The organism is Aeromonas sp. QDB31, from assembly GCF_027707605.1.
GTDB classification, from domain to species: Bacteria; Pseudomonadota; Gammaproteobacteria; order Enterobacterales; family Aeromonadaceae; genus Aeromonas; species Aeromonas media.
The window spans coordinates 19,275-44,308 of the sequence record NZ_JAPCIX010000014.1 but is presented as its reverse complement, the minus strand read 5'-3'; the positions used below and the strand labels follow the sequence as shown (position 1 = coordinate 44,308).

General features: G+C 63.8%; 18 protein-coding genes, 1 other RNA gene and 1 pseudogene. 10 read left to right on the top strand and 10 right to left on the bottom strand.

The features are described from left to right. Positions 1 to 349 precede the first annotated feature (349 nt). The 3 genes from arcD (at position 350) to ffs (ending at position 2,866) form a co-directional block, all read left to right on the top strand. Positions 350 to 1,786, top strand: coding sequence for an arginine-ornithine antiporter (gene arcD / locus PG898_RS14410; RefSeq protein WP_005324166.1), 1,437 nt, complete (start codon positions 350 to 352; stop codon positions 1,784 to 1,786). A gap of 92 nt (positions 1,787 to 1,878) precedes the next feature. Beyond that, complete coding sequence (locus PG898_RS14405) at positions 1,879 to 2,667, top strand: sulfite exporter TauE/SafE family protein (protein WP_005324168.1); 789 nt, start codon at positions 1,879 to 1,881, stop codon at positions 2,665 to 2,667. Between the two features lie 102 nt (positions 2,668 to 2,769). After that, positions 2,770 to 2,866, top strand: an RNA gene (ffs, locus tag PG898_RS14400) — signal recognition particle sRNA small type. 353 nt (positions 2,867 to 3,219) lie between these two features. Here ffs and yjfF read toward each other — a convergent pair. From yjfF to PG898_RS14375, 5 genes are all read right to left on the bottom strand, one after another. Then, positions 3,220 to 4,230 carry a galactofuranose ABC transporter, permease protein YjfF gene (gene yjfF, locus PG898_RS14395; RefSeq protein ID WP_005324217.1) on the bottom strand — a complete coding sequence of 337 codons (1,011 nt, stop codon included), beginning with the start codon at positions 4,228 to 4,230 and terminating at the stop codon, positions 3,220 to 3,222. Next, positions 4,223 to 5,245, bottom strand: a complete 1,023-nt coding sequence (gene ytfT, locus PG898_RS14390; RefSeq protein ID WP_270824323.1) for a galactofuranose ABC transporter, ATP-binding protein YtfT — start codon at positions 5,243 to 5,245, stop codon at positions 4,223 to 4,225. Before ytfT ends, yjfF begins: the two co-directional genes overlap by 8 nt. Position 5,246: 1 nt before the next feature. Then, positions 5,247 to 6,755 (bottom strand): sugar ABC transporter ATP-binding protein, encoded by a 1,509-nt coding sequence (locus tag PG898_RS14385; RefSeq protein WP_041205854.1) that lies wholly within the window; start codon positions 6,753 to 6,755, stop codon positions 5,247 to 5,249. 89 nt (positions 6,756 to 6,844) lie between these two features. Then, positions 6,845 to 7,804: a galactofuranose ABC transporter, galactofuranose-binding protein YtfQ gene (ytfQ, locus tag PG898_RS14380; protein WP_042655967.1), complete on the bottom strand. Its 960-nt coding sequence runs from the start codon at positions 7,802 to 7,804 to the stop codon at positions 6,845 to 6,847. Between the two features lie 364 nt (positions 7,805 to 8,168). After that, complete coding sequence (locus tag PG898_RS14375; RefSeq protein ID WP_268420765.1) at positions 8,169 to 9,083, bottom strand: LysR family transcriptional regulator; 915 nt, start codon at positions 9,081 to 9,083, stop codon at positions 8,169 to 8,171. A gap of 129 nt (positions 9,084 to 9,212) precedes the next feature. Between PG898_RS14375 and PG898_RS14370 the strand changes: the two genes are divergently transcribed. Continuing rightward, positions 9,213 to 10,064, top strand: coding sequence for a type 1 glutamine amidotransferase domain-containing protein (locus PG898_RS14370; protein WP_270824321.1), 852 nt, complete (start codon positions 9,213 to 9,215; stop codon positions 10,062 to 10,064). A 63-nt stretch (positions 10,065 to 10,127) separates the two neighbouring features. Here the strand turns inward: PG898_RS14370 and PG898_RS14365 are convergent, their stop codons facing one another. After that, complete coding sequence (locus PG898_RS14365; protein ID WP_270824340.1) at positions 10,128 to 11,006, bottom strand: LysR family transcriptional regulator; 879 nt, start codon at positions 11,004 to 11,006, stop codon at positions 10,128 to 10,130. A 160-nt stretch (positions 11,007 to 11,166) separates the two neighbouring features. Between PG898_RS14365 and fdhD the strand changes: the two genes are divergently transcribed. The 3 genes from fdhD (at position 11,167) to PG898_RS14350 (ending at position 15,624) form a co-directional block, all read left to right on the top strand. Further along, positions 11,167 to 11,952 carry a formate dehydrogenase accessory sulfurtransferase FdhD gene (fdhD, locus tag PG898_RS14360; RefSeq protein ID WP_270824320.1) on the top strand — a complete coding sequence of 262 codons (786 nt, stop codon included), beginning with the start codon at positions 11,167 to 11,169 and terminating at the stop codon, positions 11,950 to 11,952. Then, entirely contained in the window at positions 11,936 to 14,233 is a 2,298-nt protein-coding gene (locus PG898_RS14355; protein WP_270824319.1) for an FdhF/YdeP family oxidoreductase, read from the top strand. The genes fdhD and PG898_RS14355 overlap by 17 nt, the downstream gene beginning before the upstream one ends. A 263-nt stretch (positions 14,234 to 14,496) precedes the next feature. Continuing rightward, the gene (locus PG898_RS14350) at positions 14,497 to 15,624 is read left to right on the top strand and encodes a hypothetical protein (RefSeq protein WP_270824318.1); all 1,128 of its coding nucleotides are present in this window, start codon (positions 14,497 to 14,499) and stop codon (positions 15,622 to 15,624) included. A 12-nt stretch (positions 15,625 to 15,636) separates the two neighbouring features. Here PG898_RS14350 and PG898_RS14345 read toward each other — a convergent pair whose 3' ends face one another. Then, positions 15,637 to 17,211: a sensor domain-containing diguanylate cyclase gene (locus PG898_RS14345; protein WP_270824317.1), complete on the bottom strand. Its 1,575-nt coding sequence runs from the start codon at positions 17,209 to 17,211 to the stop codon at positions 15,637 to 15,639. 134 nt (positions 17,212 to 17,345) lie between these two features. Beyond that, positions 17,346 to 18,248, bottom strand: a complete 903-nt coding sequence (locus PG898_RS14340) for a LysR family transcriptional regulator (RefSeq protein WP_270824316.1) — start codon at positions 18,246 to 18,248, stop codon at positions 17,346 to 17,348. A 158-nt stretch (positions 18,249 to 18,406) separates the two neighbouring features. Between PG898_RS14340 and PG898_RS14335 the strand changes: the two genes are divergently transcribed. Further along, positions 18,407 to 19,840 (top strand): glycoside hydrolase family 1 protein, encoded by a 1,434-nt coding sequence (locus PG898_RS14335; RefSeq protein WP_270824315.1) that lies wholly within the window; start codon positions 18,407 to 18,409, stop codon positions 19,838 to 19,840. A gap of 88 nt (positions 19,841 to 19,928) precedes the next feature. On the opposite strand, the gene PG898_RS14330 is transcribed toward PG898_RS14335, so the two are convergent. After that, on the bottom strand, positions 19,929 to 20,687 hold the full coding sequence (locus tag PG898_RS14330; protein WP_270824314.1) for an SDR family NAD(P)-dependent oxidoreductase: 759 nt from the start codon (positions 20,685 to 20,687) through the stop codon (positions 19,929 to 19,931). A 124-nt stretch (positions 20,688 to 20,811) separates the two neighbouring features. Between PG898_RS14330 and PG898_RS14325 the strand changes: the two are divergent. Beyond that, a pseudogene (locus tag PG898_RS14325) lies at positions 20,812 to 21,734 on the top strand (LysR family transcriptional regulator). Here the strand turns inward: PG898_RS14325 and PG898_RS14315 are convergent. Further along, complete coding sequence (locus tag PG898_RS14315; RefSeq protein ID WP_226169320.1) at positions 21,714 to 22,724, bottom strand: helix-turn-helix transcriptional regulator; 1,011 nt, start codon at positions 22,722 to 22,724, stop codon at positions 21,714 to 21,716. The pseudogene PG898_RS14325 and the gene PG898_RS14315 sit on opposite strands and share 21 nt — an antisense overlap. A 231-nt stretch (positions 22,725 to 22,955) precedes the next feature. On the opposite strand from PG898_RS14315, the gene PG898_RS14310 reads away from it, so the two are divergent. Beyond that, positions 22,956 to 24,992, top strand: coding sequence for a glycoside hydrolase family 3 protein (locus PG898_RS14310; RefSeq protein WP_270824310.1), 2,037 nt, complete (start codon positions 22,956 to 22,958; stop codon positions 24,990 to 24,992). Positions 24,993 to 25,034 lie beyond the last annotated feature (42 nt).

Here is a 25,034-nt window from a genome sequence, read left to right as displayed (position 1 = left end):
CAGGGGCATTTTTATTGCAGTTTGACCCAAAAGACCTGCCTGACGCCCAAGGTGGCACACTGCATGGGCATGCAGGGCTTCTTTGAAAAACAGGGCTGACATCATGGAAAAACATGAAAGATCAACGGGTCTTTCTGAATTTGAACCAGCTCACAGGCCGGGTGAGTGAGTGCTGTAGAATTGCGCGCGGTCAAGGCGGTGTGTGATTGGCACTGCGAAGGATTGCGGTCGGAATAGTCATGCAATATAGTTGCCGCCTTTTTCACGGGGTACGGATTTATCACCCCTCCCATATCGCGCGCTGTATGAATACGGATGCTCAGTCGCCGCTTAATAAAACAGGTTTGAGATGGACAAGAAACTAGGGCTCGGCGCCCTCATTTCGCTGGTGATCGGCTCCATGGTCGGTGCCGGGGTCTTCAGTCTGCCACAAAACATCGCAGCGCACGCCAGCGCCGGGGCCGTCGCCCTGGGGTGGGCCATCACCGGGATCGGCATGATCTGCCTCGCCCTGGTCTACCAGAACCTCTCCATGCGTCGCCCGGATCTCGACGGGGGCATCTTCAGTTACGCCAAAGCCGGTTTCGGTGATTTCGTCGGCTTCAACGCCGCCTGGGGCTACTGGCTCTGCCAGCTGCTGGCCAACGTCTCCTACGCCATCGTGGTATTCAGCGCCCTGAGTTACTTCTTCGACACCCCGGACAACGTCATCTTCGGCGACGGCAACACCCCGGTCGCCATCACGCTCGCCTCCCTCCTCATCTGGTCGGTGCACGCCCTGGTGCTGCGCGGCATCCAGGTGGCGGCCCTGGTGAACATAGTCACCACCATCGCCAAGATGGTGCCCCTCATCGTCTTCTGCGTCGCCGTGTTGCTCGCATTCAACATGGAGACCTTCACCCTGGACATCTGGGGGCAGGGCAACACCGAACTTGGCTCCGTGATGGATCAGGTCAAGTCCACCATGAAGGTGACGCTCTGGGTCTTCATCGGCATCGAGGGGGCCGTGGTGGTCTCCGCCCGTGCCCGTCATCGCAAGGATGTAGGCCGTGCCACCGTACTGGCGCTGCTCGGCGCCCTGGCGCTCTACGTCATGGTGACCCTGTTCTCCCTCGGCGTGATGAACCAGCCGCAGCTGGCGGCCCTGAAGAATCCCTCCACCGCCATGATCCTGGAAGCCGTGGTCGGTCCCTGGGGCGCCTGGCTCATCAACATCGGTCTGGTGATTTCCGTGATGGGGGCCCTGCTGAGCTGGACAGTACTGGCGGCGGAAGTACCCTATATCGCAGGCAAGACAGGGGTCTTCCCGGCCTGGTTCGCCAAGGAGAACAAGAACGGCTCGCCCCAGGTGTCGCTGTGGTGCTCCACCTGTCTGGTGCAGGCCTTCCTCATCATCATCTACTTCCAGAGCAGCACCTACCTGGCGCTGGTCAACATCGCCACCTCGGCGGCTCTGGTGCCTTACGTCTTCTCCGGCGCCTATGGCCTCAAGCTGGCGCTGCAGGGCACCACCTACGAGAACCAGCCCCATCAACGCAAGCGTGACCTGCTGCTGGCCCTGGTGGCCACCGTCTACGGCTGCTGGCTGGTCTATGCCGCCGGGGTGGAGTACCTGCTGCTGGTGGCGCTGCTCTACAGCCCCGGCATCTTCATCTATTGGAAGGCGCGCCAGCACCACGGCCTGCGCAGCCTCAACCGGCTGGAGCGGGGAATGACGGCGGCCCTGCTCGGTTGCGCCGTGCTGGCCTTCTACAAGGTGATGGACGGTACCATTCCCCTGCATTAATCGGCACAATAAAGAGATGGCGCAACGCCATCTCTTTTTTTATGGGCAATGGCGGTCAACTTGACCGCCATTCAGCTATATAAGGAATTTTTATGCTGTTTGTGGGTTATCTGGTGTTGGGGGCCTTCGCGGGCATGCTGGCGGGACTGTTCGGCATTGGTGGCGGGCTCATCATAGTGCCGGTGCTGGTCTTGAGCTTCCATGCCCAGGGGGTGGCTCCGGAGATCATTACCCACCTCGCGCTCGGTACCTCACTGCCCACCATGATCTTCACCGGTTTCAGTTCCCTGCGGGCACATCAGGAGGCGGGGGCGGTCGACTGGGTGATGATACGGCGCCTGGGGGCGGGCATGCTCATCGGCGCCTGGCTCGGTGGCATGACTGCGAATCTGCTGAGCGCCAGCACCCTCAACATCATCATCGGCTGCTTCGCCTGGACCATGGCGCTGCAGATGGGGCTCAACCTCAGGCCCAAGGCGGAGCGCCACCTACCAGGGCCGGTCGGTACCGGCATCGCGGGTGCCGTCATCGGCTGGCTCTCGGCACTGTTTGGCATCGGTGGCGGCTCCATGACGGTGCCTTATCTCAGCTGGAACAGCGTCCCCATGCGTAACGCGGTAGCGGCCTCCGCCGCATGCAGCATGCCCATCGCCCTGGCAGGCAGTCTGAGTTACCTCTACGCCGGCTGGGGTCATGCCGATCTGCCCGAGTGGAGTGTCGGCTACATCTACCTGCCGGCCCTGCTCGGTATCGTGCTGACCAGTACCCAGTTTGCCCGCGTCGGCGCCAGGCTGGCCCATAAACTTTCCCCCAAACGGCTCAAGCAGGCGTTCGCTCTGCTGATGCTGCTGGTGGGGGCAAAATTCATGCTGTTTAGCTGATCCATTCGGCAGATTGTTGAAAAATAAGGCGATCGGTTCGTCTCCTGGCAGAAAGCCATTGCATTGACAGGCCAGTTTGCCTATTCTCCTCGCCGGTGGTCCTATTGGTCCTCTCGCATTGATAACTCGTCAACCTGGTCAGGACCGGAAGGTAGCAGCCAAGGCGGGGGACTCGAGTGCCGGGATGTGGCTGGTAGGGCCACCACCTGTTTCTGCAATTCAATAAGTTAGCCTCCAATACCCCCTTCAGACCTCTTGGTAATCCACTTTGTGTGGACAAGAAGATGCTCGCCATCTGCCCCGCATTCCTTCTCTGTGTGCTTTTCGTTTCCTCTTCGCCTTGTTGTGATCCTGTTTTCTTCTCTTGGCAGTTGGCATTCGTCTGCGATGCCACCATGGCGTCTGGCCATTGTCTGTATGCCCGTTGTTTGAGGTGTTGTCGGATAACCCCGGCTCCTTGGTCTGTGGTTCTGAACCTGGCGGCGTGAGGTCGGCGCAATGCGTCCTGCTGGCATGCCACCGGGCCCGCGTATGGCGGGCCCGGTGGGGGTGTCACTCAAGGGGGATGGCGGCAACCTGGCGCTTGAAGGGAGTGGGCTTGTTGGCCTTGCGGTGTTCCGAGACCAGGATCAGCAGGCGCTGCAGGCCGATGAAGCAAAACAGCAGCAGGCCTATGATGATCTTGGTCCACCAGGAGCTGAGGGTGCCGTCGAAGTTGATGTAGGTCTGGATCAACCCCTGGATCAGCACCCCGAACAGGGAGCCGAAGACGGTGCCCACCCCGCCGCTCAACAGGGTGCCGCCGATGACCACGGCGGCGATGGCATCGAGTTCCACCCCGACGGCGGCGAGCGGGTAGCCCGCCGAGGTGTAGAGCGCGAACACGATGCCGGCCAGGGTCGCCAACGTGGTGGAGAGCAGGTAGATGCGGATGGTGGTGTGGCGTACCGAGATCCCCATCAGGGCTGCCGAGGTGGCGTTGCCGCCGATGGCATAGACGTTGTTGCCAAAGCGGGTGCGGTTGGCGAGCAGGATGCCAAACACCACCACCGCCAGCATGATGAGGGCCAGCAGGCTGAGGCGCCCGCCCCCCGGCACCTTCCACGACAGGCTCGACAGGTAGGTGAAGGTGGGGTGATCGATGGGCAGGGACTGCTCCGAAATGAGGAAGCTGGCCCCCCGCAGGAAGAACATGCCCGCCAGGGTGATGATGAAGGCGGGGATCTTCAGGGTGTCGATGAGCCAGCCCATGAGGGCGCCAAAGCCTGCTCCCAGCACCAGCACCAGGGGGATGGCCAGTATGGGGCTGACCCCCAGGTCCCCGATGAGCTTGGCCAGCAGCACGCCGGTGAAGGCGATGACGGCCCCCACCGACAGATCGATGCCCCCCGAGAGGATGACGAAGGTCATGCCCACCGCCACTATGCCGAGAAACGCATTGTCCGTCAGTATGTTGCAGATGATGCGGGTGGACATGAAGGCGGGGAAGGAGGCCAGGCAGAGCAGATAGCCCAGCACGAAGACCATGATGGTCACCATCAGGGGCAGGTTGCGTTTAAACATGGCGATTCCCTCGCTGGAACAGGTGATTGAGGGCCGGCGACTGAATGACCAGCACCGCCAGCACCACCATGGCCTTGACGATCTGGTTCCACTGGGGCTGGTAGCCGGAGAGCAGGATCCCGGTGTTCACTCCCTGGATGATCAGTATGCCGACCAGGGAGAGGGCGAGGTTGAAGCGTCCGCCCATCAGGGAGGTGCCTCCTATCACCACCGCCAGGATGGCGTCCATCTCCAGCCAGAGCCCGGCGTTGTTGGCATCGGCCCCGCGGATGTCGGCGGCGACTATCATGCCGGCGACGGCGGCCATCATGCCGCTCAGCAGGTAGGTGGCGATCACCACCATGGGGGTGTTGAGCCCGGCGTTCTTGGCGGCCCTGATGTTGATCCCCACCGCCTCGATGAAGAGGCCGAGGGCGGTGCGCTTGGTCAGCAGCCAGAGCAGCAGTGCCATCCCCAGAGTGATGATGATTGGGGTTGGCAGATAGAAGAGGGAGCCGCTGCCGATCCAGGCGAGGGCCTCGTTGTTGAAGGTGATGATCTGCCCCTCGGTGATGAGCTGGGCGATGCCCCGGCCCGCCACCATGAGGATCAGGGTCGCGACGATGGGCTGGATCTTGAACACCGCTACCAGCAAGCCGTTCCAGAGGCCGCAAAGCAAGCCCACTCCGATGACGGAGGCGAGAATGACCGGCAGGCTGTGACCGCCGGTGGCCAGGCTGGCCATGGTGGCCCCGCTGATGGCCATCACGGCGCCGACCGACAAGTCGATGCCGCCGGTGGCGATCACCAGCGTCATGCCGAGGGCGAGCAGGGCCACAGGGGCGCAGCGGTTGAGGATGTCGATCAGGCTGCCAAACAGCCGGCCATCCTGAATGTGGATGGCGAAGAAGTTGTCGGCGACCAGGGCATTGATGAGCAGCACGCAGAGCAGGGCCCCGCATTGGGCCGTGCCCGTGGGCAGCGCTCTGCGGGGGCGCGCCGGCCCGCCAGGGAGGGGGAGAGTGGATGACGTCATATCAGGCCTCACATGCAATGGCGTTCATGATGGCAGGGACGCTGAGGGCGTCCGTCGCAAGCTCTGCCACCTGTTTTCTGTCGCGCAGGACGATCACCCGGTCGGCATAACCCACCAGCTCCTCGAGCTCCGAGGAGATGACCAGCAGGGCCAGCCCGTTGGCGCAAAGGGATTCGATGAGCCGGATGATCTCGGCGTGGGCTCCCACGTCGATGCCCCGGGTGGGCTCGTCCAGGATCAGGAACTGCGGCTTGGTGAGCAGCCAGCGCGCCAGCAGCACCTTCTGCTGGTTCCCCCCGGAGAGAAACTGGATAGGTTGCTCCGGGCCCGGGGTCTTGATCGCCAACTGCTCGATGAGGCGAGCGGTGATCTCGTCCTGCTCCTTGCGGGGCAGGGGGCGCAGCCAGCCCCGCTGGGCTTGCAGGGCAAGCACCATGTTCTCGCGCACCGAGGCCGAGGCGATGATGCCGGCATTCTTGCGATCCTCCGGGCAAAAGCCAAAGCCATTGGCGGCCGCCTGGCGTGCAGAGCGGATAGTCACCGCTTTGCCCCGCACCCGACACTCGCCGCCATCCCTTGGCACTATGCCGAACATCAGCTCGGCGGTTTCGGTGCGACCCGACCCGAGCAGGCCGGCGAGACCCACTATCTCCCCTGGCATGACGTCGAGACTGAACGGGGCGATGACCCCGCGCTTGCCATAGTCCCTGAACGACACCGTAGGCTGATTGCTGCGCAGCGTCTTGCCGGCCCGCTTGAGGGCGTTGTCGTCCAGCTCGCGCCCCAGCATCATCTTGACCAGATCCAGTTGCGGCAGCGCGGCGGTATCGCGGGTACCGACCAGCTCGCCGTTGCGCAGCACAGTGATGCGATCGCTGATGGCGTAGACCTGATCGAGAAAATGGGTGATGAAGATGAGGCTCACCCCCTGGTCTCTCAGGTTCCCCATCAGGGAGAAGAGCATCTGCACCTCGCTGGCATCCAGACTCGCGGTGGGTTCATCGAGGATCAGGATCCTGGCGGACAGGGAGATGGCCCGGGCAATGGCCACTATCTGCTGCATGGCGACCGAATGGTGGCCCAGGGGCAGGGTGACATCCATCTCGAAGCCGTATCCCTCTATGATGGCCTGGGCCTGCCGGTTCATGGCGGCTCGATCGATGAGGCCGAAGCGGCGGGGTTCGTGGCCGATGAAGAGGTTGTCGGCCACCGACATGTTCGGCAGCAGATTGACCTCCTGATAGACGGTGCCTATCCCCAGGCGCTGGGCATGGGCAGTATCTGTCGGGGAGATGGGGACGCCATCGAGTTCGATACGGCCCCCGTCGGGCTGATAGACGCCGGTGAGTGTCTTGACCAGGGTGGATTTGCCGGCACCGTTCTCGCCGAGCAGCGCCATGATCTCTCCCCGACGCAGGGAAAAGTCCACCTGATGCAAGGCACGCACTCCGGGAAAGGTCTTGCAGATCCCGCGGGCGTTCAACAGGACATCCTGATTGTTCTGTGACATGAAAATAGGCTCTCCGATATAACGCGCCATATCGCAACGTTGCCGATATGGCGTGTTATTTAACAGGCTGGCTCAGAGGGCGAGCGGCATTAGTAACCCATGTCTTTTTTCAGCTCGAGCTGGGCCTGGGCACTTTCTGGCTCGAACAGAATAGATTCCGTCTTGATAAGTTTGGGGGGCTGGGTGCCGTCCTTTTTATAAGCCAGCAGGGCATCGAAGGCGGGGCCTGCCATATTCGGCGTCAATTCCACCGAGGCATTGGCTTCACCTGCCATCATCGCCTTGAAAATATCCGGCACACCATCGATGGATATGATCTTGATATCCGTACCCGGTTTCAGACCAGCTTCTTTAATAGCTTGGATGGCACCGATGGCCATGTCGTCGTTGTGGGCGTAGACGGCGCAAATATTCTTGCCGTTATTCTCCGCCTTGATGAAGCTCTCCATCACCTCCTTGCCCTTGCTGCGGGTAAAGTCCCCTGACTGGGTGCGGATGATCTTGATGGTGGGCACGGCCGCGACCGTATCGAGGAAGCCTTTCTTGCGATCCAGCGCTACGCTGGCCCCCACTGTGCCCTGCAATTCCACCACATTGCAGGCCTTGCCATCCTGCTGCTTGATGAGCCACTGGGCCGCCACGGCCCCTTCGTGGACGCTGTCTGCGGCGACCCCCGTCATGAAGAGGGCATCATCTTTCACCGTGATATTGCGATCCAGCAGGAACACCGGAATCTCTGCCTCTTTTGCCTCCTGCAATACCGGATCCCAGCCGGTCTGTACCACGGGGGCAATAAAGATGGCATCGACGCCCTGGGCAATGAAGGAGCGAATGGCCTTGATCTGGTTCTCCTGTTTCTGCTGGGCATCGGCAATTTTCAGGGTAATGCCGCGTTTTTGTGCTTCACTCTTGGCGACCGAGGTTTCCGCCGCCCGCCAGCCGGATTCAGAACCTATCTGGGAGAAGCCCACCGTCATCTCGGCAGAATATGCAGAGGCAGAGAGAATAAGGGTGCTGATAATGCCCGCCAGTTTCACTTTTTTATACATGTGACACTCCTTTGTGATGCATGGTGAAATAAACCAAAGCGACTCTGGTTTAATGGTACGGGTCAAGCGTATAGGCTCTTGGGTTTAACGACGGGAGATGGCTCACAGAAAATTTTCAGCAGCATGATGCTTCATACAAACAGCAGACAAGTTCATATATCAGGCAAGGGCTGCGTTGATTTATCTGCATATTTATTTATTTCAGCAACCATTGTGTCCAGAGTCGGCGTCCACGGGTATGCACAATAGGGAAAGGACCCGACGGTGCGCCGGGTTGGTACGCGCAGCCCATGTACCCCGCAACGGGTGCACGGGGAAGAGGAGCGAGGGGCCTGGCCCCCGGCGGTGAGGCGATGCCCTTGTCTCAGGGGCGCACCGCCGCCAGCAGGTAATCCACGAAGGCACGCACCCGGGCAGAGAGGTGGCGGTGCTGGGGATAGAGGGCGTAGAAGGGGCGGGATCGCCCCGCAAAAGGCGCCATGACTTCCACCAGCTTGCCCTGGCGGAGCGCCTCTGCCGCCACGAAATGGTAGATCTGGAACAGACCCCCGCCAGCCACCGCCCAGCCAAGGCCCGCCAGTACATCCTCCAGTACCCGCTGCCGACTGTGGACACTGACCTCGACGGGCAGCCCCTTGTCATCGATGAAGCTCCAGGGGAAGGGGCGCCCCGTGCTGGGGGTGATGAACTGGATCAGATCATGCTGGTGCAGTGCGTCCAGGGAGGTCGGTGGCGGGCGGCGAGCGGCATAGGCGGGAGAGCAGAAGACCCCGACGCTGGCCTCCTCCAGCTTGCGGGCGATCACCCGGGAGTCGCGTGGTTCACCCAGACGAATGGCGAGATCGTAGCCATCCTCCACGAAGTCGATGTTTCTGTTCGAGACATTGAGCTCCAGCTCGATCTCGGGATAGGCGGCCATGAAGCCTGGCAGCAGGGGCACCAGGCGATGGTGGGCATAGACGGTGCCCACGCTGACTCGCAGCAGCCCCTTAGGGTGGTGCTGGCGGCCGGTGAGGGCCCGCTCGGCCTCGGCAATCTGATCGAGGGCCTGCTGACACTGCGCCCGATACAGCTCACCGTCCTGGGTGAGGCGTACGCTGCGGGTGGTGCGATTGAAGAGTTTGACGCCGAGCCTGGCTTCGATGCGCTGGATGGAGCGACTCACCGAGGCCGGCGTCACCCCCAGCACCTGCGCCGTGGCGGTGAAGCTGCCAAGCTCGGCCGCCTTGCAAAAGAGCTCTATGCTGCCGAGCTGAACGGGGTCGAAGGCACGGGACATATATTCATCCATGTAAATAAACAAGTTCAATGGCGTCAGTTTATCCGCCACCAAGTAATCAGTAAATTCTTCATCCAGCGCGGCACCCTGCCGTTTGAGTGATCACCGTCCATTCCAAGGAGTATCAAGATGAAGAACACCCTCAAGGTCCTGCTGGCGTCACTGCTGCTGGCGACCTCCGCCGCGGCCAGCGCGGCGTCCAGGGGAGAGGTCCTGGTTTTGCTCTCGAGCGAGACCACATTGCCGCTCAAAGCGGGCAAGACAATGACGTCCGGTTATTACCTCAATGAGCTCGGAGTGCCCGCCGCCGCCCTGCTGGACGCGGGCTATGACCTGACTCTAGTGACCCCGAAAGGAAACAGGCCCCAGGCCGACAAGAGTTCCATCGACCCCCAATACTTCGCTGGCAACCAGCAGGAGATGGGACGCATCGCATCTGTGGTGGACGGCCTGCTCACCCCCGGCAAGGTGAAATCCCTGAAGGAGGTGTTGCAAGCTGGTCCCGAGCGCTATGCCGGCCTCTTCATCCCCGGCGGCCACGCCCCCCTCATCGATCTCGCCACGGATCCCGAGGTGGGCACCCTGCTGCGCCACTTCCATGAAAGTCAGAAGCCCACGGCAGCCATCTGCCACGGCCCCATCGCGCTGCTGGCGGCGCAGGGGGATGCGGCCGGGTTCGAGCAGTCGGTCATCGCAGGCAAGGCGGACGGCGCCAAGGAGTGGATCTACGACGGTTACAGGATGACCATCTTCTCCGACGAGGAAGAGGCGGTGTTTGAGGCCTCGCTCAAGGGCGACAAGCTGCGCTACTACCCGGCGCAGGCCATGGCCCGGGCCGGTGGCAAGATGCAGTTCGTCGCCCCCTGGCAGCCCGGTGTGGTGATCGATCGCGAACTCATCACAGGTCAGAATCCCTTCTCCGATCACACCCTGGCGAGCGCCTTTATTGCGGCGTTGGACAAGCAGCAAGGGGCGCGCTGACGCCAGGGGAGGCGCCAGGTTCTCGATCTCTATATGCAGGCAGCCCCGGGTGGGCTGCCTTTTTCATGCCTCGGCCTCGGCGAGAAACGCCTTCATGGCGGGGGTGATACTGTGTTTTCGGGTGATGAAGGCGATGGTGCCGGCGCTTGCATCGACCAGAGGGTGGCAGGGCAGCTTGAAGAGTTGCTGGGCGGTGGCGGCGATACCGGCACTGACCACGGCGCAGCCCAGGCCGTGGCTCACCCCGTTGGCCAGGTGGAACAAAGAGTCTGTCTCCAGCACCACCCGCAGGCTGAGCTGCTGGTGGGCGGCGGCCTCGTCGAAATAGCGGCGAAACTGCATGGTAGCGCTCGGCAGGATCAGGGGCAGATCCTGCAAGTCCGCCAGCCTCAGGGGCTGGCTCGGGGAGAGGTGCGGGGGCAGGGGCCCCAGCAGCGCCATGGGGTTGGGGTGGCGCAACTGCACGTCGAGGGCGCGGCGCTGATGCTCGGTGAGCAGCTCGTCAAAGCCGAGGCCGATGTCGGTCTGGTGCAGATCCAGCTGCTCGAGCAGGGTGCCGTGGGTCATCACCGACAGGCGCAGGCTGACCTTGGGAAAGGCGTCGTTGAAGCGCTTGAGCAGCGGCATGATGTCGATGCTCGACTGGGGCACCATGCCGATGCGCAGGGTGCCAGATAGCGCGCCACCAAACAGGCTCAGCTCCTGGCGCATGGCGTCCTGCTCCAGCAACATGCGCTCGGCGTGGCACAGCACCACTTCCCCCGCCTGGGTCAGCGCCACGAACTGGCTGTTGCGCACCACCAGCTCGGTGCCGAGGGATTTCTCCAGCGCCGTGATGCTGGCGGACAGGGTCGGCTGGGTGATGAAGCAGGCCTTGGCCGCCTTGGCGAAGTGACGGTGCTGGGCCAGCTCGTAGAAATAGTGCAACTGCTTGATGTTCATCGAAGAGGGGGGCTTGGCATGGAGGATGGTCGACAAAGTTAATCAATCGACATCGCCATGGCAATAGAGGTTATCTATCGGTGAATAGATTTGTTTCATTGGTTTTGGGGGAACGACTTATCTAAACTTGAGGCCCGAATACAGCTTATAAGCGTCTCGCATGAACCCTTTCAATTCACGGTTGCCCAGGCTGGATGAGCTGGTGGAAGAGGTGGCCGTGTCCGTCAACATCAATGGCATCAACCACGCCGTCATGATGGCCACCCCGGACGATCTCGACGACTTCGCCATCGGCTTCCTGTTTGGCGAGGGGATCATCGGTGGCAATCACGATGTGCACGACATCCAGAGCACCCCGTCGGAGCAGGGGGTGGTGCTCGACATCACCATCGCCAACCGCTGCCTGGCTGAGCTGGGGCGACGCAAGCGCCGCCTGGCCGGGGCGAGCGGCTGCGGCATCTGCGGGGTGGAGGCCATCGAGCATGCGCTGCCCGAGCTTATCCCCCTGACCCCGGGCGCCCCCCTGGATCCCGCGCGTTTGCGGGACTTGCGCGAACGCATCGCCCCCTGGCAGAACAAGGCCCGCCAGAGCGGCGCGCTCCATGCAGCCCTGGCGCTGGATGATCGCGGCGAGATCCTGGCCTGCCGGGAAGACATAGGCCGTCACAACGCCCTGGACAAGCTTATCGGCATGCAACTGCGCCAGCCCGCGCAGGCCGCCACCCTGGTCATCACCAGCCGCTGCGGCAGCGAACTCATTCACAAGGCGGTGCAATTTGGCGCCGCCCACCTCATCAGCCTTGCGTCTCCCAGCCAGCTCGCGGTGCGACTGGCCCTGAAATACAACCTGACCCTCATTTATGTGCCCAGATCCGATGCCCCGGTCTGCTATGCCAGCCCCCGCGCCCTGGATCACGTTGGAGAACCCCATGTCCCGTCATATTGAAAAACCGGCCAAGGCCGGCGGCTTTTCCTCCCTGCAGTCCACCTTCAAGCAGGTGCTGCAGAGCCAGAAGACCCGGCAGAACATCAAGAACCTGCTGCGGGTCAACCAGACCGACGGCTTCGACTGCCCGGGCTGCGCCTGGGGTGACAACAAGCAGGGGGCCTTCCAGTTCTGCGAGAACGGCGCCAAGGCGGTGGCCTGGGAGTCCACCGGCAAGACGGTGGGGGCAGACTTCTTCGCCGAGCATTCGGTGCGCCGCCTCGCCACCCAGAGCGACTACTGGCTCGAATACCAGGGGCGCCTGACCGAGCCCCTGCGCTACAACCCGGCGACCGGTCACTACGAGCCCATAAGCTGGGATCAGGCCTTTGCCCTCATCGCGGACAAGCTGAGCAGCCTGGCCAGCCCAGACGAGGTGGAGTTCTACACCTCGGGGCGCGCCAGCAACGAGGCCTCCTACCTCTATCAGCTGTTCGGCCGTCTCTATGGCACCAACAACTTCCCGGACTGCTCCAACATGTGCCACGAGGCGAGCGGGGTGGGGCTGATCCAGTCCGTCGGGATTGGCAAGGGCACCGTGGTGCTCGATGACTTCGACGCCGCCAAAGCCATCTTCGTCTTCGGCCAGAACCCGGGCACCAACCACCCGCGCATGATGAATGCCCTGCGCAAGGCGGCTCGCCAGGGGTGCCAGATAGTCACCTTCAACAACCTCAAAGAGGTGGCCCTCGAGCGCTTCGCGAGCCCCCAGAGCCCAGCGGAGCTGTTGACCCCGGCGGCCACCCGCATCAGTCACCAGTACCTCACGCCAAAGCTTGGCGGTGACATGGCGGCCATTCGCGGCATGGCGAAATACATCCTGGAAGAGCAGGGGGATCGTATCGATCTCGCCTTCATCGAGCAGCACACGGCGCACTTTGACGACTACCTGGCGCAGGTGAAGGCCACGGAGTGGGCGCAGATCGAGGCGCAATCCGGGCTCGGTCGCGAGGAGATCACCCGGGCGGCACAGATCTTCGCACAGAGCGACAGTGTGATCAGCTGCTGGGCCATGGGGATCACCCAGCACAAGCACTCGGTCGACACCATTCGCGAAATCGTCAACCTGCACCTGATGTGCGGCCAGATTGGCAAGCCGGGAGCCGGGCTCTGCCCGGTGCGCGGCCACAGCAACGTGCAGGGCAACCGCACCATGGGGATCAACGAAAAACCCAGCGCCGCCTTCATCGACCGGCTGGAGCGCCGCTTCCCGGTGGGCCTCAAGCGCACGCCGGGGCACAACGTCTACGAGGCCCTCAAGGCCCTCCATGGCGGCAAGAGCAAGGTGCTCATCTGCCTCGGGGGCAACCTGGCGGCCGCGGCGCCGGACACCGACTTCACCTATGAGGCGATGCGAAGGAGCGAGCTCAACGTGCAGATCAGCACCAAGCTCAACCGCAGCCACCTCATGGTCTCCAAGGATGCCCTGATCCTGCCCTGCCTCGGCCGCACCGAGCTCGACACCCAGCGCACCGGGGTGCAGAAGATCACCGTGGAAGACACCTTCAGCATGGTGCACGCCTCCACCGGCATGAACGAGCCGGTCTCGCCGCTCTGTCTCTCCGAGATCGACATAGTCGCGCGCATGGCCGAGGCGACCCTCGGCAGCGATCGGGTGGACTGGCTGGCGCTGCGGGACGATTACGCCCTGCTGCGCAACCTCATCGCCGAGACCATCGCCGGCTTTGACGACTTCAACCGCCGCATCGAGGAGCCTTGCGGCTTCCACCTGGAGAACAGTGCCGCCCTGCTGCGCTGGAATACCGCGAGCGGGCGCGCCGAGTTTCGGGCGAGCCGCTTGCCGGACTCCATCCTGCCCGAGTGCACCAGCCACGCGGAGCAGATGCAGGATCAGCCCGTGCTGCTGCTGCAGAGCCTGCGCTCCCACGATCAGTACAACACCACCATCTACGGCATGGACGACCGCTACCGCGGCATCAAGGGGCGGCGCAACGTGGTCTTCATGAACGAGGAGGATGCCCGTCGCCTGGGGCTGGCCGAGGAGCAGCAGGTGGACATGACCGCCATCTGCAACGACGGGCGCGAGCGGGTGGTGCGCGGCTTCAGCATCATCTTCTACGAGATCCCCAGGGGCAACATCGCCGCCTACTACCCGGAGACCAACCCCCTGGTGGCCATCGAGAGCATAGGGGAGGGCTCCTTCACCCCCACCTCCAAGTCGGTGCCGGTGCTGGTGACCCCAAGCCAGGCACAGACCGCCAGCCTCGCCGCCAATCTGTAAGCGTCCGCTCCCGACCCCCTGCCCAGGCAGGGGTTTTTTCATGTCCGGTATTCGCCCGGCGCCATCCTTTGGCGAAGCTGTACGGCGATTGTATGGCGCACCATCTTGCGGTGGCTGGGGGCGGGGGATGCCGCTATGCTGCGGCCCTCTCCCGGCCCCGCGATGCAAGGTGGCGGCCGGCAACCTGAACCTCGACGCGCCTGCCAGACAGGGTGGCCTCGCGCCGCCGGTTTGCCGTGCGCGATCCTGTGCGGATATCACACATGCGCAATGCAATTTCCCCCCTGATGGCCGGCCTGGTCCTCACCCTGGCGGCCAGCCCCGCGATGGCGGCGGATCCCGCCGGTGTAGAGACACAAACGCGTCAGGACGACAGCGAGGCGAAGGGGGAGGAGCAACCAGACGAGCGCTCCCCCTGGCTGTTCGTGCCCTTGTTGAGCTCCAGTCCCAAGCTGGACACGGCGGCAGGCATGATGGTGGGTTACCTGCACCAGTTCGATGAAGGCTCGCGCCCGTCGCTGTTTACCCTGTCCGGCAAGTACACCACCTCGGAATCCCTCATCACCAGCGCCTTTGCCAAGACGTCGTTCGGAGCGGATCACCACCGCATCGTCGGTGGCGTCATTCTTGGTGACATCAACAACAGCTACGAGGATTACCTCGGCACCGGCCGTGCTCTCGAGACCAACGACAACTTCCGCTCCGCCTTCCTGCGTTACCTCTATCGGGTGGAGGGGGACTGGTTCGTCGGCGGCATGGCGGCCTACTCCAACTACGAGATACAGGGACAGGATCTGCAATCGGATCAGATCCTCGATGAGCTGGGGCTGGAGGGCTTCACCTCGGGGGGGCTGGGACTGGTAGTGCAGCACGACTCCCGGGACAGCGACTTCAGTGCGACCCGGGGCTGGTACCTCAACGTCAACAACCTGGCCTACCGGGAAGGACTGGGGGGAGAAGCGGATTTTGACATCTACCGGGTCGACTACCGGGGCTACTGGAGTCACGGGGATGGTCATGTGCTCGCCTGGCGCAATCGCAACCAGTTCTCCCACAACGCACCGAGCGGCTCCTATTCCCCCATCTACCTGCGTGGCTACACCCCGGGGGAGTATCTGGGCCAGCACATGTCGGCGGTTGAGGTGGAGGAGCGCTACAAGCTTGCCGAACGCTGGACCCTCACCGCCTTCGCCGGGGTAGCCTGCCTGTACGGCGATGCCGTAAACGGGGAGTCCCTCGACTGTGGCGACCGCGACAACGTCTACCCCGCCTGGGGGGCTGGGATCCAGTACCTGCTCAAGCCGGAGGCGGGCATAGTCGCCAACCTCGAGTATGCCATGGGCAAGGACGACAACGCCGGCATCTATCTGAAGATGGGCTATAGCTTCTGACGCGGGGCTGTGTCAGGCGCCGGCCACCACCACGCAGTTGCGGCCTCTGTGCTTGGCCTGATAGAGCGCCTTGTCCGCCTGCTTGAGCACGGCACCGAGATCGCTGGCATCTCCCGGCCAGTGGGCGACCCCGAGGGAGATGGTGATGCGCCCGGCTTGCCCCATCTCGTGGCTCTCTACCCTCAGTCGCAGCCGTTCGGCGATCCGCTCTGCCTGTACCCCGGAGACCCCGGGCAGCAGCAACAGGAACTCCTCGCCACCGCTGCGGCACAGGGCGGCATCGGCGCGAAGGTCCTGCTGCATCAGGGTCGCCAGGGAGACGATGACGGCGTCCCCGACGTCGTGGCCGAAGTGGTCATTGATGGTCTTGAAGTGATCGATATCGAGGGCGATGACTGCCAATGGCAGGGACTGCGCCTGATAGTCGTCCAGCATCTGCTGCATCGCCCGCCGGTTGAAGAGGCCCGTCATAGGGTCGGTGTGACTGTCGTTGTGCAGCTTGTCGATCTTGGTGTTGAGCAGCCCTAGTCCCTTGAGGATGGCCTGCTTGAGCTGGGCCGCCTCGAAGTACCAGGCGCGGATGCTGGAGATGTTGGAGGCCGCCTCCTGCTGATCCATCAACCTGGCCCGGTTGGCCAGTTGCCGCAGGGGCCGGGAGATGACGGTGGCCGAGAGCCAGATGATGAAGAGGATGAAGAGGGTGACCGGGATCATCCCCTTCAGGATGTCGAGCATCTGCTGATCCAGCCCGGCCAGGGTGGCGTTGCGGGGGCGCTGGGCCACCACCCCCCAGCCAGCCCCGGTCACGGGGGCGAAGCCCGCCAGCATCTCTGTTCCCCGTGTGTTGAGCACGGCTTGTGCCCCTTGCTTCCCTTGCAACACCTCGTCCACCACCGCATTGTCACTTATCTTCTGGCCGATGCGTTTGGGGTCCGGGTGATAGATCAGGGTCTTCTGCCGGTCGACCACGTAGAGGTAGGAGCCATCCTGGTAGTAGTGCTGGCCCAGCAAGCTGGAAAGCACGCTGGCAGACTGCAGGTAGATGCTGCCGGCGACAAAGCCGAGAAAGCGCCTGTCCGCCGAAAACACCGGGTAGGAGAGGCTGATGAGGTAGTTGCCCGAGAGGGAAACGAGAGGGTCCGAGATGAGTGGCTGCTGGCTGGCGAGACTCTGGCGGGCGCTGCGGGAGGTTAGCTTGGCCCCCTTGATCTTCAAGGTCTCGGGGGAGACGGCGACGACGACGGACTCGGTGTTCACGACGGCTACCGAGTTGAAGGTGTTGGTACGCTCGCGCAGCTGGGCCACCTCCTGCTCCAATCCCTTGACGTCGTTGGCCTGCAGCAGCGGCGCCAACTGGGTGGCGCTGTAGGCAAGCTGCCCCTGGGCGGCATTCAGCATGGTGTCGGCGGAGGCGGCGAGCTTGGCGGCATAGACCCGGTTGGCCTCCAGGGTACTGTCGATCAGCAGTTGTCGCTGTGCCTGATGGATGGCGTAGAAGCTGTTGCCGAAGGTAGCCAGCACGCCGAGCACGGCCAGGGCCAGGATGAGGCGATGGAGATCAAACCTCAGCAGCCAGTGGGATAGCATTGGAGAAACGAGTCCTTGTCGGTTGGCGCCGAACGCCGGGGCCATGGTGCAATTTTACGGGGGCTGCCCGCTCAAAAGCTACCGTTAATGTGGTTCTCGAACGATTCTGCCCTGCGCAAGGAGCCGTCGCCGCGCTATGGCTCGCTACTGCCTTGATCACCCAGGGCGGTGAGAGCGGGATCACCGAGCTCGGCCACCGTCTGCCAGAAGGGGGCGATGAGGGGGTTATCCCCTCCCGGCGGGCGAATGAGGCCGATGATCCAGCTCGCCTCGGCCTCCCTGAGGGGAAGGGTGATCACGTCCGGGTGCTCTATGGTGGTGGAGGAGGGGACCAGGGTCCAGGCGATGCCCGCCGCCGCGGTGGCGATGCCGGCGGCGAAGTCGTTGACGTACTGGATCTCCTGAAACCTCAGTCCGCTCTGTGCCAGGTAGTGCACGAACTGATCGTGGAAGGAGGGGGCCTTGTCCCGGCGCAGGATGGCGAGCGGCTTCTCCAGCAGATCCGAGAGCCCCGTCACCCCCTGGTAGCCGGCGGGCAGCACGGCGACGAAATGGGCGCGCACCACAGGCAGCACTGGCCAGCCCTTGGGGGCGGGCAGGCGGCAGAAGCCGAGATCCAGCCTGCCTTCACTGAGCGCCAGCAACTGGTGATGGGTGGAGAGATCGTTGAGCTCGATGCCGACCCCGGGGCGGCTGGCCCGAAAACGGGCGATGGCGGCGGGCACCAGCAGCTTGGTGGCGACCCCGAAGCCGATGCGCAGGGTGCCGCCATTGCCCGCCAGCACATCGCGGGCGGTGCGACCGAGCTGCTCGCACTGGGCCACCAGAGCGCAGGCATCCCCGTAGAGGGCGCGTCCCAGGGGGGTGAGCCGGGTGCTGCTGGCGTTGCGCTCGAACAGCTCGCCGCCAAAATCCGCCTCCAGCCGCCGGATCTGCTTGCTCAGGGCCGACTGGGTGATGTGCTGGCGCGCCGCCGCCTGACCGAAGTGCAAGACCTCCCCCAGGGTGACGAAGGCCTTCAGATCCCGCAACTCCATCACGACTCCTTCATTCCTGTCTGGAATATTGAATGGCAAAAATTGTCATTGGACGGAATTCTAGAACTGTTCGATGCTGATGCCAATTCGTTTTGACGCCCGCCAGTGCCCCCAGGGGGAGAGGCGGCACCATCCTCAAGCAGCAGGAGACAAGCCAGATGCACCATCCCAAGTTCAACGACTTCCCCGCAGATTTCCTCTGGGGGGCCGCCTCTGCCGCCTACCAGGTGGAAGGGGCCTGGAACGAAGACGGCAAGGGCCCCTCGGTGTGGGATCTCTTCACCAAGTTGCCGGGCAAGACCTTCGAGGGCAGCAACGGCGACGTGGCGGTGGATCACTACCACCGTGTGGAAGAGGACGTGGCGCTGATGGCCGAGATGGGGCTCAAGGCCTACCGCTTCTCGGTGAGCTGGCCGCGCATCTTCCCAAGCGGGCGCGGTGAGGTGAACGAGGCGGGGCTTGCCTTCTACGAGCGGCTCATCGACGCCCTGCTGGCCCACGGCATAGAGCCTGTGCTGACCCTCTATCACTGGGACTTGCCCCAGGCCCTGCAGGACGAATACGGCGGCTGGGAAGACAGGCGCATCATCGACGACTTCGAGCACTACTGCGTCACCCTGTATCAACGTTTCGCCGGCAAGGTGAAGTACTGGGTCTCTTTGAACGAGCAGAACTACAACCTGACTAACGCCTACCAGCTCGGCACCCATCCGCCCGCAGTGCAGGACAGGAAGCGCTTCTTCGCCGCCAACCACATCGCGTTTCTCGCCAACGCCCGGGTCATCAAGGCGTTCCGCCAGCATGTGCCAAACGGCCTGATTGGCCCGAGCTTTGCGTACTCCCCCGCCTATCCGGCCTCCTGCGCCCCGAGCGACATGCTGGCGTTCGAGAATGCCGAGGAGTTCACCAACCTCTGGTGGCTGGATGCCTACTGCTTCGGCCGCTACCCCCAGGCGGCGCTCGCCTACCTGAGAGAAACCGGCGAGGCCCCCGAGATACTGCCGGGGGATCTCGAACTGCTGCGCGAAGGCACCCCCGACTACATAGGCGTCAACTACTACTACACCCTGACCTTCACCGACAATCCCCTCGGCGGTCAGACCATGCAGCGCATCAACACCACGGGGCAGAAGGGCACCACGCCGTCCAGCGGCGTCCCCGGTCTCTACAGGACAACCCCGAACCCGCACCTCGAGACCAGCAACTGGGACTGGGCCATCGATCCCACCGGGATGCGCATCGCCCTGCGTCGCCTCTCGTCCCGCTACGGCCTGCCGCTGATGATCACCGAGAACGGCCTCGGCGAGTTCGACAAGCTGACCGCGGACGGCCGGGTGCAGGATGACTACCGCATCGCCTATCTGCACAGCCACCTCAAGGCCTGCCAGGAGGCGATGCAGGACGGGGTAGAGCTCATCGGCTACTGCGCCTGGTCCTTCACCGACATCCTGAGCTGGCTCAACGGCTATCAGAAGCGCTACGGCTTCGTCTATGTGGAGCGCGACGAGCAGGGGGGATCGCTGCGCCGCATCAAGAAGGAGAGCTTCCACTGGTACAGTCAGGTGATCGCCTCCGGCGGCAAGACGCTGTAACGACCTGTCTCTGGCTCCTAAAAATACAGAAGGCCCCTCGCGGGGCCTTTTTCATGGCTGGTGGGCAGCGTCGCAGGGAAATGACGGCCTAGATAAACATGCCTCCCGAGGCTTCGATGCGCTGGGCGGTGAGCCAGCGGCAGTCATCGGAGAGCAGGGCGGCGATGGCACCGCCGATGTCGTCGGGCTGGCCGACCCGGCCGAGCGCCGTCTGGCTCGCGATAAAGGCGTTGACCCCCTTGTCGTCGCGCACCACGCCGCCGCCAAAGTCGGTCTCGATGGCGCCGGGGGCCAGCACGTTGACGGCGATGCCGCGGGGGCCCAGCTCCTTGGCCAGATAATGGGTCAGCACCTCCACGCCCCCCTTCATGGCGGCATAGGCGGCATAACCCGGCATGGCGAAGCGGGTGAGGCCGGTGGAGAGGTTGATGATGCGCCCGCCATCACGAAGCAGCGGCAGCAGCTTCTGGGTCAGGAAGAAGGTCCCCTTGAGGTGGATGTTGAGCAGGGTATCGAACTGCTCCTCCGTGGTCTTCTCGAAGCTGGCACGAATGCCGATCCCAGCGTTGTTGACCAGATAGTCGAACTGCGGACGTTGCCACTCCCGAGTGAGCAGTTGTTTCACCTCCTCTGCGAAGGCGACAAAGGAGGCGCTTACCCCCACATCCAGCGCCAGGGCATGGGCCTGAACCCCGAGCGCCCTGGCCTCGGCCACGACGGCTGCCGCCTCGTCGGCCTGGCTGCGGTAGGTGATGATGAGATCCACCCCCTTGGCCGCGAGGGCGAGGGCGCTGTGTTTGCCGAGGCCACGACTGGCGCCGGTGATGAGGGCGATGGGTCTGGACATGGTGTGACTCCTGTGGGTGACAAGGGCTCGGTGCGAGCCGACCGGATCACTGTATTGTTCCTTTATTGCCGGATAAATAGCGCGATAATGAAATCACTGTTCCGTTTGAAGAGACAATCAGGCCATGGATCAACTGGATGCGATGAAATTGTTCGTGCGGGTCGCCGAACTCGAGAGTTTCACCCGCTGCGCCGAGCAACTGGGCATTCCCAAGGCGACCCTCTCCGCCGCCATCCGCAGGCTGGAGGAGCGCATGGGCACCCGGCTCCTGCTGCGCACCACCCGGCGGGTGCAGCTCACCACGGATGGCCAGCTCTGCTACGCCAGGTGCCGGGATCTGCTGGCGGACATGGAGGAGTTTAACGGCCTGTTTCGCCAGGGGGGTCAGATCTCGGGGCAGTTGCGGGTAGATATGCCAAGCCGGATGGCGCGCCATCTGGTGATCCCGGCGCTGCCCGCCTTCCTGGCGCAGCACCCCGACTTGCAGCTGATGCTGAGCAGCACGGACAGGCGGGTGGATCTGGTGCGTGACGGGTTTGATTGCGTGGTGCGGGTGGGGGCGCTGAAGCCCTCCAGCCTGGTGGCGCGGCCCCTTGGCCACTATCGCCAGATCAACTGCGCCAGCGCCGCCTACCTGGCCCGTCACGGGGTACCGCAGACCCTGGCGGATCTGGCCGGGCACCGGCTGGTCCATTATGGCTCCGGGCAGGGGCGCAGCGAGCCGGGGTTCGAGTACCAGCTGGAGGATGGCAGCCGCGCCCTCTTGCCGATGGCGGGGCCCTGATGGTCAACGACAGCGAGACCTACCTGGCAGCGGCCCTGGCGGGGCTTGGCATCATACAGATGCCGAGGGTGGGGGTGGAGGGGCTGCTTGGGCGCGGCGAGCTGGTGAGTCTGTTGCCCCGGTGGCAGGCGCCGCCGCTCCCCATCCACGCCCTCTATGCCCATCGCCGCCAGCTGGCGCCCAGGGTCCAGCTCTTCATCCACTGGCTGGCGGAGCTGCTCGCCAGGGCCCTGGTCGAGGGGTCAGAGCCGGCTGCGCCTTGAGCGGTATTCGCTGGGGGAGAGGGCGAATGCCTCCTTGAAGAAGCGGGTGAAGCTGCTCTGGCTGGCAAACCCGAGGCGCCCGCCCACCTCCTGCAACTGCAGGGCAGGGTCTTGCAGCAGCCGGCAGGCCTCCTCCCTTCTCACCTGCTCCAGTAGGGCCGAGAAGTGGCACCCTTCCTCGCGCAGGTGGCGGTTGAGGGTCCAGCGGGTCAGCCTGAGGGCCTCGCAGACCCCCGCCAGCAGGGTGGGGGAGTCGACGCTCTCCTGCCAGAGCCGCTGACGGATGAGCCCGAGCACCCGCTCCCTGTAGTGGCTGCTCGGGCGCAGCAGCCGCATCTGGCCGTCGAGCTCCCCCAGCAACAGGGGTTGCAGGGGGCCGTTGCAGCCGCCGTGGGCGAGATCGAGCAAGGCCGCGGGGAAGCGCAGCTCAAAGCGCTCTCCCCGTTGCAGCCGCTCCCCCAGCCAGGCCCCCAGCTCGCGCCACAGCTTGGGCCGCACCGGGGTGGGCAGCACCAGCTGGCCCTGGCCGGGGTGGTAGAACTGCAGCAGGGCATAGAGGTGACCGAGGTTGGCCAGGCTGCTCATGGCGATCACGTCCGGGTGATCGGACTCCGAGTGGTAACTGAGCCTGGCCTCTCCCTCTTCCTCCCGCAGGACGATTCTATCGCACTCGCCGATGAGGGGGCGGTAGGCGAGAAAGAAGTGCAGGGCCTGGCGCAGGGTGGCGGCGTTGCAGCAGAGGCTCGCCAGCGGCAGGTAGTCGGCAAAGAGCCCCGCGAGCGAAGGGGGCGACCACTTGTGGGACATGTCCAGATGGGGGGCGACCCGGGTCAGCAGCCGGAAGTGGCGCTGGGCGTCGATCCGCCCCTGGGGGAGCAGCAGCTCTTCTCTGGCAATACCGGCTTCTTGCAGGAGCTGGGCCGGATCCCTGCCCTCTCTCTGCCAGTGGTTGAGGCAGTGCAGGGCTATCCGGTTGGAGACTGTCTTCACGGCGAAAATCCTTGTCGGCGGTGGCCCACCATCATCCGCCAACGGCCATGAATTGCCGTGAGCCAGGTTCGGCTTCATGTTTCAGAAATGTAACCAAGGGTAACCCTGCAACCCTTTTCACACTTTTCGAACTTGCTCCCAACCGGCAATTCCCTGCACCCGCAGGGCAAGTGAGGCGGGCCGATTTTGCATACAGTGGCCACTCCTACACACACAAGGAAGATAACAATAATGAAACACCACTCGCTCTCCCGAACCCGCGTCGCCCTCACCATAGGGGCCCTGCTGCTGGCAGGGTGCAATGACAACGACTCCACCCCCAAGCCGGCGCAGCCCACCCTGGGCCACCGCACCGTCAGCCTGATCGAGCAGGACGGCCTGCAATTCAAGGATCTCGATGGCAGCGGCACCCTGACACCTTATGAAGATTGGCGCCTCGGAGCCGCCGAGCGGGCCCGGGACCTGGTGGGCAGGCTCTCCCTGGCCCAGAAGGCGGGCCTGATGATGCACGGCACCCTGGTGCTGGACGCAGACGGGCGGGTCAACCTCACCGCCATGGACAAGATGCTGCGTGAGGATGGCGTCAATACCTACATCACTCGCATGGCGGGGGATCCGGCGGCCATCGCCGACGACAACAACCGGCTGCAGGCCCTGCTGGAAGGGGTGGGGCTCGGCATCCCCATGACGGTGAGCACGGATCCCCGCAACCACTTCACCCATGATCCCAACGCCACCAGCATAGGCGCCGGGGCCTTCTCCCAGTGGCCCGAGACCCTGGGGCTCGCCGCCATCGGCGATGCCGCCCTGGTGCAGCGCTTTGGCGACATCGCCCGTCAGGAGTACAGGGCCGTCGGCATTCACGAGGCCCTCTCGCCCCAGGCGGATCTCGCGACCGAGCCGCGCTGGGGCCGCATCAACGGCACCTTCGGCGAGGACAACCTGCTCGCCAAATCCCTGGTCAAGGCCTACATCGAGGGCTTCCAGCAGGGGAGCGACGGCATAGGCCCGGAGAGCGTGGTCACCGTGGTCAAGCACTTCGCCGGGGCAGGTCCTCAGAAAAACGGCCTGGATGCCCACAACCCCTGGGGCAAGGAGCAGGTCTACCCGGGCGGCCAGTTTGCCTATCACCTGGTGCCCTTCGAGGGGGCCTTCGAGGCTAGGGTGGGGGCAGTGATGCCCTATTACGCCCTGCCCGAGGGGCTGACCTACGAAGGGCAGACCATCGAGGAGGTGGGCTTTGGCTTCAACCGCCAGATCCTCACCGACTTGCTGCGGGGCCACTTCAAGTTCGACGGCGTGGTGCTGAGCGACTGGGGCATCGTCAACGACTGCGACAGCCGCTGCGAGCAGGGGCTGACCCAGGATGAGGTGACGGCGGGCGTCAGCCCCTGGACAGTGCCCTTTGGCATGTCCTGGGGGGTGGAGAAGCTCACCAAGGCCGAACGCTACGCCAAGGCCATCGACGCCGGGGTGGATCAGTTCGGCGGCGTGGAAGATCCCGCTCCCTTGCTGGCGGCGGTGCAGAGCGGCCTGGTGACCGAGGCGGCCATCACCACCTCGGCCGAGCGGATCCTGGAACAGAAGTTCGCCCTGGGACTGTTCGAGAACCCCTATGTGGATACCCAGGCCGCGGTGGCCCTGGTGGGCAAGGCCGAGTTCCAGCAGGAGGCCCAGGCCGCCCAGGCGGCGTCCCACGTGTTGCTGAAGAACGAGGGATCCCTGCTGCCGCTCAAGGCCGACGGCAAGCGGGTCTACCTGCATAACGTCAATGCCGAGGTGGCCGCGGCTAACGGTTACACCGTAGTGACTGAGCTGGCCCAGGCCGATCTCGCCATAGTGCGGGTCAATGCCCCGGGTGAGCAGGATCCCCGCTTCCCGTTTGGCAGCATCCACTTCGGCCAGCTCGGCTTTGCCAGCGCCGATCAGGTGGTGCAGGAGACGGCCCACGAGGGGGTCTACCGCGGGGCGGACGAGTACGCCGCCATCCAGGCCATCACGCAGGCCGGGGTGCCCATGGTGCTCTCCGTCTATCTGGACAGGCCCGCCATCCTGACCGAGGTGGCACCGGCAGCCCAGGTGCTGCTCGCCAACTTCGGTGCCCTGGATCAGGCGCTGTTCGACGTCATCAGCGGCAAGGCCAAGGCCAGTGGCAAGCTGCCCTTCGAGCTGCCCTCCAGCTGGCAGGCGGTGCAAAACCAGCACCCGGACGTGGCGAAGGACTCCGCGAACCCGCTCTACCCTTATGGTGCCGGTCTGGCCTATTGAGGGCGAGCCCGACATCCATCATCAAGGCGCCTGCGGGCGCCT